14 protein-coding genes and 1 pseudogene are annotated in these 14,708 nt (G+C 65.2%); 9 read left to right on the top strand and 6 right to left on the bottom strand.

From position 1 onward, the window contains the following. Positions 1-123 precede the first annotated feature (123 nt). Both MJO58_RS00655 and MJO58_RS00650 read right to left on the bottom strand, forming a co-directional pair. Positions 124-1,797, bottom strand: coding sequence for a CocE/NonD family hydrolase (locus MJO58_RS00655; protein ID WP_239721692.1), 1,674 nt, complete (start codon positions 1,795-1,797; stop codon positions 124-126). Next, positions 1,794-2,447, bottom strand: coding sequence for a TetR/AcrR family transcriptional regulator (locus MJO58_RS00650; RefSeq protein WP_239721690.1), 654 nt, complete (start codon positions 2,445-2,447; stop codon positions 1,794-1,796). Before MJO58_RS00650 ends, MJO58_RS00655 begins: the two co-directional genes overlap by 4 nt. Positions 2,448-2,548: 101 nt before the next feature. Between MJO58_RS00650 and MJO58_RS00645 the strand changes: the two genes are divergently transcribed. Next, complete coding sequence (locus MJO58_RS00645; RefSeq protein ID WP_239721689.1) at positions 2,549-3,577, top strand: zinc-binding alcohol dehydrogenase family protein; 1,029 nt, start codon at positions 2,549-2,551, stop codon at positions 3,575-3,577. A gap of 12 nt (positions 3,578-3,589) precedes the next feature. Here the strand turns inward: MJO58_RS00645 and MJO58_RS00640 are convergent, their stop codons facing one another. Continuing rightward, the gene (locus MJO58_RS00640) at positions 3,590-4,585 is read right to left on the bottom strand and encodes a glycoside hydrolase family 6 protein (protein ID WP_239721686.1); all 996 of its coding nucleotides are present in this window, start codon (positions 4,583-4,585) and stop codon (positions 3,590-3,592) included. Between the two features lie 306 nt (positions 4,586-4,891). Between MJO58_RS00640 and MJO58_RS00635 the strand changes: the two genes are divergently transcribed. From MJO58_RS00635 to MJO58_RS00625, 3 genes are all read left to right on the top strand, one after another. Continuing rightward, a complete protein-coding gene (locus tag MJO58_RS00635) occupies positions 4,892-6,055 on the top strand; it encodes a patatin-like phospholipase family protein (protein WP_239721685.1) in 1,164 nt (387 codons plus the stop codon). 98 nt (positions 6,056-6,153) lie between these two features. Continuing rightward, positions 6,154-7,983, top strand: coding sequence for a S8 family peptidase (locus MJO58_RS00630; protein ID WP_239721684.1), 1,830 nt, complete (start codon positions 6,154-6,156; stop codon positions 7,981-7,983). Positions 7,984-7,994: 11 nt separating this feature from the next. Beyond that, on the top strand, positions 7,995-9,278 hold the full coding sequence (locus MJO58_RS00625) for a ComEC/Rec2 family competence protein (RefSeq protein ID WP_239721682.1): 1,284 nt from the start codon (positions 7,995-7,997) through the stop codon (positions 9,276-9,278). Positions 9,279-9,290: 12 nt separating this feature from the next. Here MJO58_RS00625 and MJO58_RS00620 read toward each other — a convergent pair whose 3' ends face one another. Then, positions 9,291-10,145 (bottom strand): acyl-CoA thioesterase, encoded by an 855-nt coding sequence (locus tag MJO58_RS00620; RefSeq protein WP_239721680.1) that lies wholly within the window; start codon positions 10,143-10,145, stop codon positions 9,291-9,293. Positions 10,146-10,351: 206 nt separating this feature from the next. Between MJO58_RS00620 and MJO58_RS00615 the strand changes: the two genes are divergently transcribed. The 3 genes from MJO58_RS00615 to MJO58_RS00605 all read left to right on the top strand — a co-directional run bounded on the left by MJO58_RS00615 (position 10,352) and on the right by MJO58_RS00605 (position 11,707). After that, the gene (locus MJO58_RS00615; RefSeq protein ID WP_239721679.1) at positions 10,352-10,606 is read left to right on the top strand and encodes an antitoxin; all 255 of its coding nucleotides are present in this window, start codon (positions 10,352-10,354) and stop codon (positions 10,604-10,606) included. Continuing rightward, positions 10,603-11,043 carry a type II toxin-antitoxin system VapC family toxin gene (locus MJO58_RS00610; protein WP_239721677.1) on the top strand — a complete coding sequence of 147 codons (441 nt, stop codon included), beginning with the start codon at positions 10,603-10,605 and terminating at the stop codon, positions 11,041-11,043. The genes MJO58_RS00615 and MJO58_RS00610 overlap by 4 nt, the downstream gene beginning before the upstream one ends. Before the next feature lie 169 nt (positions 11,044-11,212). After that, a complete protein-coding gene (locus MJO58_RS00605) occupies positions 11,213-11,707 on the top strand; it encodes a MarR family winged helix-turn-helix transcriptional regulator (protein WP_239721675.1) in 495 nt (164 codons plus the stop codon). 260 nt (positions 11,708-11,967) lie between these two features. Here MJO58_RS00605 and MJO58_RS00600 read toward each other — a convergent pair whose 3' ends face one another. Together MJO58_RS00600 and MJO58_RS00595 are read right to left on the bottom strand one after the other, a co-directional pair. Next, a complete protein-coding gene (locus MJO58_RS00600) occupies positions 11,968-12,912 on the bottom strand; it encodes an NADP-dependent oxidoreductase (protein ID WP_239721674.1) in 945 nt (314 codons plus the stop codon). Positions 12,913-13,138: 226 nt separating this feature from the next. Then, positions 13,139-13,747, bottom strand: a complete 609-nt coding sequence (locus MJO58_RS00595; protein WP_239721672.1) for a TetR/AcrR family transcriptional regulator — start codon at positions 13,745-13,747, stop codon at positions 13,139-13,141. 100 nt (positions 13,748-13,847) lie between these two features. Between MJO58_RS00595 and MJO58_RS00590 the strand changes: the two genes are divergently transcribed. After that, on the top strand, positions 13,848-14,324 hold the full coding sequence (locus MJO58_RS00590) for a DUF1772 domain-containing protein (RefSeq protein ID WP_239721671.1): 477 nt from the start codon (positions 13,848-13,850) through the stop codon (positions 14,322-14,324). Continuing rightward, positions 14,246-14,674, top strand: a pseudogene (locus MJO58_RS00585) (NIPSNAP family protein); the annotation flags it as partial. The gene MJO58_RS00590 and the pseudogene MJO58_RS00585, both read left to right, overlap by 79 nt. Positions 14,675-14,708 lie beyond the last annotated feature (34 nt).

The raw sequence follows: 14,708 nt of genomic DNA, 5'->3' as shown, positions 1-14,708 counted from the left end.
AAGCCTCTCGTCAAAGCGAGCCGAATCCCGCACGCTGCTTGGCAGGGCTTTCGTTTAGCACTTTCTACCGCACAACGCCTCCGGCCGCTCGTCGGCAGCCAGCCCGGTTCGCGTCGGGGCGCGTCACTCGTGCGACCGAGCCTGCACGACAGGCAGGTTCAGCCGCGACGCCGCGTGCGCGACGGTGTGGCGTGACGGCTTCATCGCGAAGCCGGTCAGTGGCGGTTCCCCGGTGCCGAGGTTGCGGGCGTAGTGCGGGTGCGAGCCGCCGGCGATCATCAGCCTGATCCGTGTCCCGGCTCGGAAGCGGTGGGCGATGGCGTCCAAAGTGATCCGGACGGTTGGGTCTTGGTCGACGCGGCGTATGAAGCCCTCGGAAACGTTGCGCGAGCGACCGCGCGAGTCGACCTCGCTGAGCCGGACGAAGACATCGGCATGAGGGTTGTCGGTGCGATGTTGCAGTTCCACCGACGGCGTTCCGATGACCTCCCAGTCTTGGGTCAACTGCGGTGTGGTGAAGGTGATCACGTCATCTCGGAGGCTCAATGCTGTGTCGTCCCGATACCCGACGTTGGAAGCCGACAGCAGCGGACCGCCGATCGTCGGAGTGGGATCGGCGGGATCGTAGGTGAATCGTGACGCCGACTCGTCGGTGGCCGCAGCTTCCGACAGCGCGGCACCCGGATTGAGGTAGAGCGTGCGGGTTCGGCTGGCGGGTGGCCAGTCGGGTAGATCGCGCCAGCCCGGGCCGCCGGTGACGAAGATGCGCACCGGACTGCGCGTCACCGAACTCGTGCCGGCGAGATGCCGCGCCAGCCAAGGCAATGTCTCGCGTGTGATCAGTCCGGCCGACCTACCCAACATCTCGAGGTGTGTCCACGCACCGATGTGCAGCGCCGGATTTGACCCGTTGGCCTTCAGCCGCCGGTACTGCTCGAGCGTCTGGCCAAGGAAGAGGTCCTGCCACCCACCGATCAGCAGCACCGGAATTCTCGTGCGGTCCGGGGCCGCCTCGACGTCGGCGCGCCGCCAGTACTCGTCGCTGACACCGCTGTGTTCCAGCGCGTCTTCGTACCACGATGCGCCCGCCCCCAGTAGGTCCCGTCCGCTGCGGCCCAACGGCAGCCGGTTTGCCGCCGCCCGCACACCACGCTCGGAAGTGAACTGCCGCAACGTCCTTCGCGGGGGGCCGCCGATCTCTTGATTCGCGACCTGAGCACACCACCACAACACGTTGTTCAAGGCGAGTCCGCCGTTGCGGGCAATGAGCGACTTGGACTCGTGGGGTCCGACGATGATGACCGCGGTGACGAGTTCGGGGGGCGGGTCGACGAGCAGCGCCCACTGGGTGAAGCCCAGGTACGACTGACCGAGCGTGGCGAAGGTGCCGGTGAACCAGGGCTGGTTCCGCAGCCAGGCCACAGTGTCGGCCCCGTCTTCGACTTCGTGCGTCGCCGGTTCGAATTCGCCACCGGAGCCGAATGTGCCTCGCACACTTTGTAATACGACGTGATAGCCGCGTTGGGCATACAGCTGGGCATATATCCACGACACCGGAGCGCCGCGGCCATACGGGCAGCGCAGCAGTAGCGTGCCGGCTGGTGTCGTGGTCCGCGGCAGGTAGTGGTCGGCACGAAGGACGACTCCGTCGCGCATCGGCACGGGTACATCTTTGCGCACCGAGTAGTCGGTCGTGGCCGGGGGCAAACCGAGCATGCGGTTCATCGCGCGATCGACGAGTCGCATTCGCGCAGAGCGTCCGCGCGTCGGCACGTCTCGAATCAGATTGTCTGTCATCGTGTTTCCTGATGCGTCCAGAAATGCCAGGGATGCTCGTCGGCGAACGCCCGCCAGCCGTCTGTCGACGCGCCCGCGAGAATCAGCGCAATCGCATCGCCGATAAGGGCCTCGCTCTGCGGTTCCGTGATTCGGCCCGAGGTGACCAGGCCGCCGATACCCTGGACACTCGCCGACAGCACCAGCGTCAGCCGTTCGACGTCGCTGGGTACATAGGCGCCGGCGTCGACACCGCGCGCAATGATGCGCAACAGTGCCGCCATGTGATTCGCGACCGCGTTGCGGACGGCATCGGACGGGTTGTGCACCTTGGCTGCGAACATCAGGTCCAATAGCGCGGGCTCGGCCACAGCGAATTCGAGATACGCCGACGCCACGGCGTGCAGGGCGCGCCGGAAGTCGTCGGGCTCTCGTGCGGCCGCGTCAGCGATTCGTTCGGCAAGCTGGTCGAAGCCGCGCTCGGCGAGTGCGTCCAGCAGCGCATCACGATCGGCGAAGTGCTTGCGCGGGGCGGCATGGCTGACGCCGGCCTCGCGCGCCAACTCCCGCAGGGATAGGGCGTCGAGGCCGCCCTTCCGCAGCACCGCCTGCGCCTGGTCGAGCAAGACGGCACGCAGGTTGCCGTGGTGGAACGGCTTCGGCTCGGCCACATCGCTAAAAGTAGTCATTGACTACTTAGTTGTCAACGACTACTTTCGGCTTTGGTTGGTCGCGCGGTGTCGTTGCGCCCCTCGAGGAAAGGAATTCGACTGTGAATCAACAGAACACGGCATTATGGCTGCGCACACCCGACGGTCCCTTCGAGGTCGGCCCTGCCGACTACACGTCGCCGGCGCCGGGCGAAATCGTAGTCCGCGTGCGCGCCGTCGCGGTGAACCCTATCGACGTCATCACCGGCCCGCGGTTGCAACAGATCCTGCCCTGGTTGACCTACCCGGCCGTCGTCGGATCGGACGTCGCGGGCGAAGTCGTCGAGGTCGGGGAAGGGGTTTCCTCGTTCGCCCCCGGAGACCGGGTCGTCGGAGGCGCGATGGGTATCGACCAATCGCAAAACCGGGCTGCGGAAGGCGCGTTTCAGCACTACGTCGTGCTGAGGCCGCACGTGGTCTCACCCATTCCAGACACCTTGCCGTTCGAGCAGGCCGCCGTCCTGCCGATGGGGATCTCGACCGCGGCGACCGGTCTTTTTCAACAGGACCACCTCGGGTTGGCGATGCCGAGTGTCGTTCCTGTCGACAAGCGCGAGACCGTGCTGGTGTGGGGAGGGTCAACGAGCGTGGGCAGCAACGCAATTCAACTCGCCCGCGCCGGGGGCTACGAGGTCATCGCCACCGCCTCGCCGCGCAACTTCGACTACGTGCGAGCACTCGGGGCATCGGCCGCGTTCGACTACAACAGTCCGGGCGCCGTCGACGAGATCGTCGAATGGATCGGTGACCGCCCGTTGGCCGGCACGCTGGCCATCGGGGACCAATCGGTCGAGGCCGGGATCGCGATCGCGAACCGGACCAGCGGTAGCAAGCGCGTCGCCAGCGTCATGCCGAGCCCGACCACCCAGCACGGTGACGTGTCGGTCAGCGGCATCTGGGGAGGTTCGTTGAAGGACAACGAAGTTGGGCCCGGGATCTACGTCGACTTCCTTCCCGCAGCACTGGCCAATGGCAGCTACCGGGCTGCGCCGCGGGCGGCCATCGTGGGCGAGGGGCTCGCGCGCATTCCCGACGCGTTCCAACGACTCATGGCCGGTGTGTCGGCCACCAAACTCGTCGTGACCCTATGAACCAGGGGCCGGCTACAGGCCCGCCTTGCTGGCCATATCGATGGCGTACTGGCTCACGAAGGTGCCCGCGGGCGGATCGCCTTTGCCGCATGACCCGTCGGATTCACCCGGTCGTTTGATCCACAAGTAGGCGTCGGCATGCGCGCCGGCGGTCGACGCGGTGGGCGGCGTGCCCAGTGCCCGGCCGCTGGGGTTGCACCAGTTGAGCTCGGCGTCCGGCGCCGGCCCGGCACCGTTGCGCGAGGTGTCGATCACGTAGTGCGAACCATTGGTGAGCCCCGAAATCGCTTCCCCATAACCGATTTCGTCCTCGGTGGTGAAGAAGTTGGCGGTGTTGACGCTGAAACCCCTCGCGTGGCCGACGCCGGCCTGGTTGAGCCGGCCCGCCATGTCCTCCGGGCTGTGCCAACGCAGATGACCCGCATCGACGTAGACCGCGGCGTTCGGATCCCGGGTCAGCGTGTCGACGGCGTAGCGAATCAAGTCGAAGCGTTCCTGGCGCGCATCGCCCGACAGGCAGTCGGCCATGGCGAGCGCATCGGGTTCGACGATGACGGCCACTCGCGAGGCGCCGATGCCGGAAGCGATGCCGTCGATCCAGCCTCGGTAGTCGGCGCCCGACCCGAGGCCACCGGCGGCGAAACTGCCACAGTCGCGGTGCGGGATTCCATACAGCGACAGCACCGGGATGGCGCCGGCGGCATTCGCGTCGCCGACGTACTTGCCGACCGTGCCCGCCGAACCCCCCGGCACGATCCAATAGGCCTGCGGCGTGTTGGCGATGGCAGTCAACTGGGGACTCGGGGGGTCGGCGCTTTGCGCGGCGCGCATCGCCGCCGACGTGGGGTTCACGTAGAACGGCGCCCCGGCCAACGGGTTGCCATCGCTGGTCAGGCGCACCGACGGCGCTGGACCGGCCTGCGGCGCAACACCTAGCCAGGCGACGGCAGCGACGGCCAGGAAGGGTGGGATCCACCGTGCGAGCGCACGAGCAGCTGAAGAGATCACCCTGGAAAATTAGCGTGCAAGACATTGCGGGCGAGTCCCGGGGGCCAGTCGGTGGCGTGAGCACGCTTGTCTGGTAACCAACAGCAGGCTCATGCGCTCGTCTCGATCCGTCGCTTGGTTCGGCGCGTCCCTACAACGCGCCTACGACGAGTAGTCGACTACGCATGCGCACGCCCGATCATCGGCAATAGCGTCATCACTGCCCCGACAAACAGCACCAAATGCGTCACTGACCTCGGGCATTCGGGCCACTGCGGAATGCGTGTTCCGCCTTAGGTCGCAGGTCGTACGCGGGCAGGAGCCAAAATGACCAGTGCCAGGTTGGACGAGTTGATCACTCCGGTCCGGCAAGCCCAGGACGACGGAGGTCGGCAACCGGAGAAGGGTCTGGCGCTTTGCCTATCGGGCGGCGGCTACCGGGCGATGGTCTTCCACGTCGGCGTGCTCTGGCGGCTCAACGAGGTTAGCCTACTGGCGAAGCTCGACCGCATCTCGAGCGTCTCGGGCGGTTCGATCACCGCCGGCGTTCTGGCGAAGAACTGGACGCAGCTGACATGGGACACCCGGCGAGTCGCCAGCAACTTCGACGAACAGATCGTCAAACCCGTGCGAAAGATGAGCGAAACCGCGGTCGACGTCAAAGCGGTTCTCGAAGGAATGTTGCCTTTCGGCGATTCCGCCGCCGGCCGCGTCGCGGCAGCCTATCGCAAGCACCTCTTCGGTGACACCAGCCTGCAACAACTACCCGACACGCCACGGTTCATCTTCAATTCGACCAACCTGGAGTCCGGGGTGCTGCTGCGGTTCAGCAAGCCCTATCTCGCCGACTATCGCGTCGGGCGGATCGTGAATCCCGACATAGCGCTGGCGGTCGCGGTCGCCGCGTCGTCGGCCTTTCCGCCCGTGCTGTCGCCCTGCACGCTGCACCTCAAGGGCCAGACCTGGATCGACGAACAAGGCAACACGCTTACCGGGCCCGGCTTCCGCGACGAGATCAAGGTGACCGACGGCGGCGTATACGACAACCTCGGGCTGGAAACCGCGTGGAAGAGATACACGTCAATCATCGTCAGTGACGCCGGCGGCGAAGTCGCCGCCGACGACGATCCCCCGACCGATCCGCTGCGGCAGACTTCTCGGGTACTCGACCTCATCCACAATCAAGCCCTGGCGATGCGCAAGCGCCAGGTGATCGGCTCGTTCAAATCCGGCCTGCGACAGGGCATGTACATCGGCATCCGCAGTCAGGTCGCGAAATACGGCGGCGCAGTGCTGCCGGCCAACCCCGATCGCACCCGCGAACTCGCCGAGGTGAAGACCCGGCTCGCTCCGATGTCGGACGCCGACCAGGAGCGACTGATCAACTGGGGCTACGTCATCTGCGATGCCGGCCTGCGGACCCACATGTCCGGTGAACTCACCGATCTCGAGAAGACCGAATTGCCCTATCCGAGTGAGGCGTTGACATGAACGGGGAAACTTCAATCTCCCGAAAGTTGGTCGATTACATCCTGATTGGCGCAGGCTCGAGTAGACGACACCTGCAGGGCTCACCGATCTTGGGGGATGTGTGGACCGCCTACGTGCAAGATCTGAGCAAGCCGGTCGACTTGCTCATCACATCGTACAAGGGCAGTTCGGCCAATGCCCTGGCCGCCGAGATCTTCAAACAGCTGCAAGGAATTCGCCGCGGCGTCGCTCACCACGACGATCCGAGGGTCGCGCCGGTCCAGAATTATGTAGCCGCCCGACTGTACTTCGACGAAGTGATCCGGGTGCTGATCCCGATGACGAAGTGGTGGCTGGATCCGAAGACCCGCAACGAAATCGACGCGTGGATGAGTTCGGATAAGTCAGCCGGCGAACACGGACCCGACAAGATCGCTCAGACGGTCGACGATGTGCGGCTCCTGGTCGACGCCTGGAACAAGGGTCCCCAGCACCTCGACGAATTTTTCAAGGATCCCACGGTCGGGATCCGCAGTCGGCGCACGGCATTCGAGCGCTTCGTCGCGTTGTGCGCCCTGGTCTTGATGGTGCAGCTGCCTCCGGAGGAGACGGACCGCGAGCCGCTGACGCCACCAGTGCTGGCCAAAGTTCAGAAGAAAACGCAGGGCCTGTTGGTCGACACCAGCAACGACGACTTGCGCGAGCTCGTGGTCGATCTGATCTCCACCGATATGTCCCCGGCAAAAGCTGCGAAGGTGTGGCAGATCTCGCGAAACCGTCCGGCGTCCACCGCGATCATGAAGTCGGTGCCGACCGTGAAGGCCGACGCGGCCCGGCGGCTGTTCGAACTCGACTGCACCCCGATCACCTGGGCGGTGGTCGATTCCGGTATCGATACGCATCACATCGCGTTTGGGAAGCATCCGGTCCACAAGACGTACGACTTCACCTATTACCGCGAGGTCGTCAACCTCAGCAATGTCGACGACGTCGTTCGCAAATCCAATCTCAAGGCGATCGAGACCGCTCGCAAAGACAACCCACTCCCGTCGAACGCAGACCGCAAGCTGAAACAGATCGCGACCGCCGCATACCACGGTCAGCCGATGCGGTATGACCTCATCGCGGAGTTCCTCGAACTCGGCGTCGACGGCGCGCCCCCGCCACCACCGGCCAGCGAACACGGCACTCATGTCGCCGGCATCATCGCGGCCGGAGTCGACGAAGCGGGCGGAAACCTCGTCACCGGCATGTGCCCGGGTATCGGTCTGTACGACTTGCGCATCATCGGATCGGATAAAGAGGACACCGAGTTGGCGGTCATCGCGGCGTTGCAGTTTGTCCGGCACACCAATGAGTTGGCGGGCGGCATGCAGATCCAGGGTGTGAACATGAGCCTGTCGATCGAGCACGACGTGCGCAATTACGCATGCGGAGCGACCCCGGTCTGCATGGAGGCCGAACGACTCATCGACAGCGGGGTGGTCGTCGTCGCGGCGGCAGGGAACTTCGGCTACCAGAACATCATGGTCAACGACCAGCCCTTCAATAACTACCTCGCCTTCAGCATCACCGACCCTGGCAATGCGGAGCGCGTCATCACGGTCGGATCCACCCACCACTACAAACCTTTCACCTACGGCGTGAGCTACTTCTCCAGCCGTGGCCCCACCGGTGACGGACGACCGAAGCCCGACCTCGTCGCTCCCGGCGAGCGCATCTATTCCCCAGTGCTGGAAAATGATTGGGGCTATCTGGACGGCACCAGCATGGCCGCTCCCCACGTCAGCGGCGCCGCGGCGCTACTGATGGCGCGCTATCCAGAACTCGTCGGACGTCCCGACAAGATCAAGAGGATTCTCTGCGAGACAGCGACCGATCTCGGACGCGAGCGCAACTTTCAGGGTCACGGCTTACTCGATGTCCTTCGTGCATTACAGAGTCAATGAGGTGAATTCAGATGCCCAGCACCGTTTTCAGTCTCGAAATCCTGCCCGCCAAGAAAGGCGACTGCCTACTGCTTCGATACGGGTCGAAGGCCAACAAGAAGCAGAAGCTGGCGTTGATCGACGGGGGTCCCAGCGGCGTCTACACCAACCACCTCGAACCGCGGCTCAAGCAGCTGCGGGACGATAAGGGCGTACCCGCCGGCGAGCCGATGGTGCTCGACTGGGTGATGCTCAGCCACGTGGACGATGACCACGCCAACGGCCTGGTGCGGCTGACGGAGGAGCTCAGGGCGCTGCCGGTCAACAGGTTCGTCAAGCCACGAAGGTTGTTCCACAACACATTTGACAAGATCATCGGCAACGACGCGGCAGAGCTGAAGAAGGCCACCTCGAACGGGTACGGAACGGCATCGCTGACCGGGGACATCCCGGTCGACCTGGTGCCCGACGACGCGAAGGTCGACCCCGACACCTTCAACGACGCGCTGATGGTGCTCGCAGGCATCGAGCAGGGCATCGACCTGGCCGGCAACGCCGAGGTGCTGCAGATCCAGGTAAACGATGGAGAGGGCGGGTTGATCGTCGCCAAAGATGGCGGCAAGGCGATCAACATCGGAGACGGTCTGACGTTGAACGTCATCGGCCCCATGCTGCCAGAAGTCGAGGCGTTACAAGAGGCACACCGAAAGTGGTTGGAGGAACAGAAAAAGCATCCGAAGCCGCCGACTGCCGCACTGGCGGCCTATGTCGACAAGTCGGTGGCCAATCTGTCCAGCATTGTGGTGCTCGCCGAATTCGGCGGGAAGACGATCCTGTTCACTGGCGATGCCCGCGGCGACAAGATCCTCGAGGGAATGCAGCTCGTCGGACTGGGCGATAGTTTGCACGTCGATGTGCTGAAGGGACAGCACCACGGTAGTGAAAACAATTACACACCAGACTATTTCGAGCGCATAACGGCTGACCGCTACGTGTTCTCCGGGAACGGACAGCACGGAAACCCCGAGCGGGCAACTCTGGACATGCTGCGCCAGGCCCGCAACGCCGTCCGGCCGGAGGAGGACTACAAGATCTACCTGACCTACGAGATCGCCGACATCGATGGGCTCCGTCAGGCGGACTGGGAGATCAAGCGGCAACGGTCGAGCCGAACCCGCAATCCTCTGCCAGATTGGTCGCCTGCCGAGCAGGGTCTCGTGGCATTCTTCGAAAAGTATCCCGACATGGCGGCCAGGGTCGTGCCGCTGCAGGGTGACGTGCCCAGACACCGTATCGATCTGCTGGGCACGCCGTAACGGCCGGGGTGTTCAGGAGCCTCGGCCAAAGTAGAGCTCTTGGGTTGCGACGCAGACCATTTGCCCCTCGCGGTTGTACATCGTCGACGTCGTCAGCCCCCGGCCCGCGACACCGCTGGCCGACACCTGATCCGAGAGGACCCAGTCCGCCAGGTCGACCGGCCGATGAAACCACAGTGCGTGGTCGATGAGGGCGTTGAAAGTGCTGACCGGCGTGGCCCGCCGCATGACGAGCGCGGGCTCGACCATTGTGGTGCCGGAAAGGTAGGTCAGCAGGCAGCTGTGCAGCACCTCATCGTCCGGCACAGATCCGTTGGCGCGCCACCACATTCGCAGCCTCGGTGTCGACTCGGCCAGGTCGATAGCGAGGCGCGGCGGGGGGTCGACGTAGCGCAGCTCGAAAGGCCGAGGTGCGACCCAGTGACCGTCCAGCTCGTCCGCATGTGCCGCCAACTGCTGCTGGATCGGGGCCAGCGATTCGGGGTCGGCAACGTCGGGCATCGGCTGCTGGTAGTCGAGCGACTCGAACGGCACGTTGAAGGACGCGAGCGCTTCGAGCAGGATCTGTCCGTCCTGGCGCGCTGTGATCTTGCGGGTGGACAGGGTGCCGCCGTCGCGTGCCACGTCGACGTGCAGGTCGACCGGGTTGCGCGCATCGCCGGCTCGCACGTAATAGACATGCACACTGTGCGCTGCGCGGCCCGGCGCAGTGAGGCTCGCCGCCATCAGCGCCTGGCCGGCGATGTGGCCGCCCACAATGTGATGGCCCGGGTTGTCCAATTGCGTAGCGACGAAGTGGTGGTCGTCAACGCGGACAACGTGGAGGGTGTCGATGACATCGGCCAGCGTCGGCCAGCGGTAGCTCATCCGGGCATCTTGTCATCCGGTTCAGATTCAGCCTGGGGCACACGGTCCGCCCGCACCTGCGACAGTCAGGCGCGCCCCGGCCGGAATGCCCGGACAAAACAGAAGCGGCAGCGGGACAGGCCTTTTCGGATGTCTCGGCAGACGCCGCAACGTTCCAGTCCGAGTTGATAGCAAGGCATCAAATGTAATGATGCTATGCTGTCACGGTGCGCACGACCGTGACCCTCGACGACGACACACTCGCGCTGGTTCGGCGACGCATGCGCGAGCGCGGCGTCTCGTTCAAACAGGCGCTCAACGACGCTATTCGCGACGGCGCCCACGGCCGACCGGCCCCGACGCCGTTCGAGACCACGGTGGCCGACCTCGGGGTGCCCGCGGTCAACCTCGACCGCGCGTTGCAGCTGGCCGCTGAACTCGAAGACGAGGAGTTGCTGCGCCGGCAGCGGCGCGGCGCATGAAGATCGTCGACGCCAATGTGCTGCTCTATGCGGTGAATTCGGCCGCCGAGCACCACAATGCCAGTAGGCGCTGGCTCGACAACGCACTCTCGGGCGCCGACACAGTCGGCCTGGCGTGGGTACCGCTGCTTGCCTTCGTTCGGCTGACCACCAAGATCGGGCTCTTCCCCGCGCCCCTGCACCCAGCCGACGCAATGCGTCAGGTCGAACAGTGGTGTGGCGCCCCGGGGGCGGTGGTGATCGGCCCCACCGAGCGCCATCCTCAGCAGCTCGGCGGCCTGCTGTCGCACATCGGCACCGGCGGAAACCTCGTCAACGACGCGCACTTGGCCGCGTTGGCGCTCGAACACCGAGCCGGAATCGTCAGCTACGACAACGACTTCGGACGCTTCGATGGCGTGCGCTGGGATACCCCGGACACCCTGCTGATGCCCTGACACCTGACACGCCTATTCAGCGTCAGGGCTCCGCCGCGAGCTCGCCGACTAGCCAGTCTCTGGCTCCGAATAGTGCCGCGCGCGTTGCTGATTCGGTGCGTCAGTCTGGCCGGGCGCCTCGCCGCCGAGAGCGCACACACTTCGATGTCGAAGCATTACACTCGGGAGTATGGACGCCTCATTGAATCCCGTCCAACTGCGGGCGTACTTCGCCCTGATGGAGTCGGTGAGCTTGCTTGAATATGCCGTGCGCCGACAGTTGCAGGACGACGGAGACCTCAGCTACGTCCAGTTCGAGATCCTGGCCAAGCTGGCTGACGCCGGGCAACCGCTCACCATGACCGATCTCGCCGACGGCGTCGTGTACAGCCGCTCGGGTCTGACCCATCAGGCCGGCCTGCTCGAGAAGCAGGGTTTGATCACTCGCGCGGTCTCGTCTGAGGACCAGCGCGCCACGGTCGTCGAGATCACCGACGAGGGCCGCGCCCGCGTCGCCCAGGTGTTGCCCGGGCACATCGAGGTCGTGCGCGAGCTGTTGTTCGACTCGCTGTCCGATCAAGAGGTGCGCAGGCTCGGCGACATGATGAGCAAGGCCCGCGACCACATGCGTGCCCGCCCGCCCCGATCGGCCGCCCCGCGCGGACGTGCCGGGGCCGTTAAATAGCGGCGCCACATCGCATCCGTTTAGCTGACATCCGCCACGCCGCTCTGTCGAGTGCAGCACCGGGGTGTCCGGGTACCCCTGGCCGAGCACCGAGGGTGGGTGCCCTCGGTGTTGATCAGCTCCGCACTGTCCCGTTGGGAGTAGAAGTAGCCATCACGTCGGTCGGGCTGGCCCCGGGCCCGTAGGCCCGGCCGCGGTCATCGATGCCATCGCAATGCGGTTGGCCAGCTGAATCTCCGCCCAGCTCGAGGCACTAGGTTTTAGCGCTCGGTGGGGATGAGCAGGGTTTTGCCGTGCAGCCGGCCGGCATCGGAGTCGTCGTGCACGGCCGCGGCATCCGCCAGCGGGCGGCGTTCGGCGATCTCGATGCGGAGCCGGCCGTCGTCGACGCGCTTGACCAGTTCGGCCAGTTGGGCAGCGTCGCTGCGGACGAAGACCCGCTGGGTGCGGACTCCTCGGGGCGGGTCCTGCGGGCCGAAGACCATGGTGCCGACGTGGAAGCCGCCGTCGGTCACGACACTGATAAGGGCGCCGGTCTGCTCATCGGTGGTGCTGACCAGGTTGAGAACCACATCGAACGGGGCACCATCGATGTCGATCGGTGACCGCCCGTAGTCGATGTAGTCGACGATTCGGTCGGCTCCCAGGCCACGCAGCCGCTCGGCGTCGCGGTCCTTGGCAGTGGCGGTGACCACGGCGCCGGCCTGCTTGGCCAGCTGAACGGCGTAGCCGCCGACCGCGCCCGAGGCGCCGTTGATCAGCACCGACTGCCCGCCCGTAAGCCCGGCGACCTCGAACAGGGCCTGCCAGGCCGTCAGCGCGGGTTCGGGCAGTGCTGCGGCGTCGGCCAGCGGCACCGATCTCGGCGCAGCGGCCAGCGATTCGGCGGGGACCAGGGTGTATTCGGCGGCGGCGCCGTCGGCATCAAGCGGCAGGAACGCAACGACCGAGTCGCCGACCTTCCAATCCTGCACTCCCTCACCGATTTCGGCGATGATCCCCGCGACGTCGACGCCCGGAATGTGAGGGAAGCTGACCTCGTACACCTCGGCCAGATAGCCGCCGCGGATGCCGGCGTCCACCGGGTTGAACGTGGTCGCCGCCACTTTGACCAGCACCTGTTGTGGTCCGGGTACCGGGCGCGGGGCCTCCTCGTACCGCAGAACGCTGCTGTCGCCGTATTCGTGGTACCGAACAGCCTTCATGATGTCCTCCTGAAATCGTTTGCTTCGATGTCGAAGCAGTACAGTTACGGGCGGTATAACTTGCTTCGGTGTCGAAGCAATTCCGGGCTCGCGTGTGACGGCTCTCACATGTGAGGTCTTGGGCCCGATTCCGGCGGTTGTTGTGCCGCAAGCACGTCCCGGCCGAGGATTCACCGGGCGAAGGCGAGCACCTTACTTCGTGGCGATGCTTGGGTGAGCGATCCGCTCACGCCGATCCGCCTTCGGCGGTTGGTTCCCGCATGCCGGTGAAGTGCTCGACCAACAGCCGAACACGTTGTGAGACATGGTCGGGCCGTAATCGTCTGGTGGCGCCCAGGGTGACCAGCCCATGCAATGCAGCCCAGAACACCTCGGTGAGCGTGTCGACGTCGCGCCCAGGGCCGACTCGAGCGAGTGCCTGATGCAGCGCGGCGAAAGCCGACAACAACTCAGCCGGTGTGTCGTCGGCGCTGAAGTGCAGCGCCGTCGCACGGGTGAACATCGCCTCATATACGGCCGGGTTGGTATGAGCAAAATCCAGATACGCCTGTGCGATTCGGTTAAGCACCACGTTGGCCGGGACGTCGTCGTCCGCACAGGCGCCGCGGATCACCTCGGCGAGTTCGCCGAATCCCTCGAGGGCGACTGCGTCGGCGATCTGTTCCATGCCGGTGAAGTGCTTGTACAACACGGGTTGGCTGTACTCGATCTCGGTGGACAACCGCCGCGTGGTCACCGCGTCCCAGCCTTCCGACTCGGCCAACTGACGGGCCGTTGACACGATCAGTCGTCGCCGAGCGGACCGCTCGCGCTCACGGCGATCCTCGATAGCCATGAGTGAAGCCTATCACAGCTAGAAATACTAGCGATGCTATTGACGTTCGATCGACCGAGGGGTTAGCGTTGCTAGCACCTTCCGGAGAAAGGGAGCGAAAATGGTAATGGAACTGCTCAGCCGCATTGCCGCACTGGTCGCGGTGCTGGGTACCGGCGTGGTGTACGGCACCGACGTGTTCTGCGCGATGGTCATGCGCCCCGCGCTGCACCACCTCGACGACAACACCCTGGTCACCGTGATGGGCCACGTGCACCGCTACGGCGACCGGCGCATGCCCGTGCCGGGCGTGCTCGGCATCGTCGCGGCAGCGATCAGCGCGGCGACCGCAGCAGTCTGCGCGCACTGGCTGCAAGCGATCACCGCGACCGTCGCGCTGGGGGCGCTGCTGATCTGGCTGCTGGTCTACCTGCGCATCAGCGCGCCCATCAATCGCCAGCTGACCGCCGCCGCCGACAGCGGCGAAACGCTGCCGGACGGGCGTGCCCTGCAAGCGGGATGGGATGCGGTCATCAACGCCCGCGCAGCGCTGCAGGGCCTGGCCGTCGCCGCGTTGTGTGTCGTGCTGATGATCTGACCCCGCTGATCTCCGCTCATCCAATCCCGCCTGACACAAGGAGGACACCGCACATGTTTGAGCTCAGGGTTTACACCCTGCGGTCACCCGAGGCGCTGCACCAGTACGCGACGGTGCATTGGGCCCGGCACCTGGCGACCTTCACCGCGTTCGGAGTCACCACCCACGGGGTGTGGACCGATCACAACCGGACGACGAATCGGCTGGTCGCACTGATCAGCTACCCGCCCGGTGCCGACCCCGACCAGCTCACCCGCCGGGTGATGGCCAGCCCGGATTTCGCCGGCGACATGGCCGGTTTCGACATCGCCGACATCCTCGACGTGCAGACGACACTGCTCGATTCGACCGCTTTTTCCCCATCCACTGACACGTCGGGAGCAT

The sequence above is a fragment of the Mycobacterium lentiflavum genome, assembly GCF_022374895.2.
In the GTDB taxonomy this organism is placed as follows: domain Bacteria; phylum Actinomycetota; class Actinomycetes; order Mycobacteriales; family Mycobacteriaceae; genus Mycobacterium; species Mycobacterium lentiflavum.
The sequence above is the reverse complement of the archived record's forward strand: the minus strand, read 5'-3'. Positions and strand labels throughout refer to the sequence as shown.

Excerpts from the sequence above, each read along its gene's own strand:
- MJO58_RS00655 (WP_239721692.1), bottom strand. The coding sequence starts at position 1,797 with ATGACAGACAATCTGATTCGAGACGTGCCGACGCGCGGACGCTCTGCG.
- MJO58_RS00635 (WP_239721685.1), top strand. The coding sequence starts at position 4,892 with ATGACCAGTGCCAGGTTGGACGAGTTGATCACTCCGGTCCGGCAAGCC.
- MJO58_RS00625 (WP_239721682.1), top strand. The coding sequence starts at position 7,995 with ATGCCCAGCACCGTTTTCAGTCTCGAAATCCTGCCCGCCAAGAAAGGC.
- MJO58_RS00620 (WP_239721680.1), bottom strand. The coding sequence starts at position 10,145 with ATGAGCTACCGCTGGCCGACGCTGGCCGATGTCATCGACACCCTCCAC.
- MJO58_RS00610 (WP_239721677.1), top strand. The coding sequence starts at position 10,603 with ATGAAGATCGTCGACGCCAATGTGCTGCTCTATGCGGTGAATTCGGCC.
- MJO58_RS00605 (WP_239721675.1), top strand. The coding sequence starts at position 11,213 with ATGGACGCCTCATTGAATCCCGTCCAACTGCGGGCGTACTTCGCCCTG.
- MJO58_RS00600 (WP_239721674.1), bottom strand. The coding sequence starts at position 12,912 with ATGAAGGCTGTTCGGTACCACGAATACGGCGACAGCAGCGTTCTGCGG.
- MJO58_RS00595 (WP_239721672.1), bottom strand. The coding sequence starts at position 13,747 with ATGGCTATCGAGGATCGCCGTGAGCGCGAGCGGTCCGCTCGGCGACGA.
- MJO58_RS00590 (WP_239721671.1), top strand. The coding sequence starts at position 13,848 with ATGGTAATGGAACTGCTCAGCCGCATTGCCGCACTGGTCGCGGTGCTG.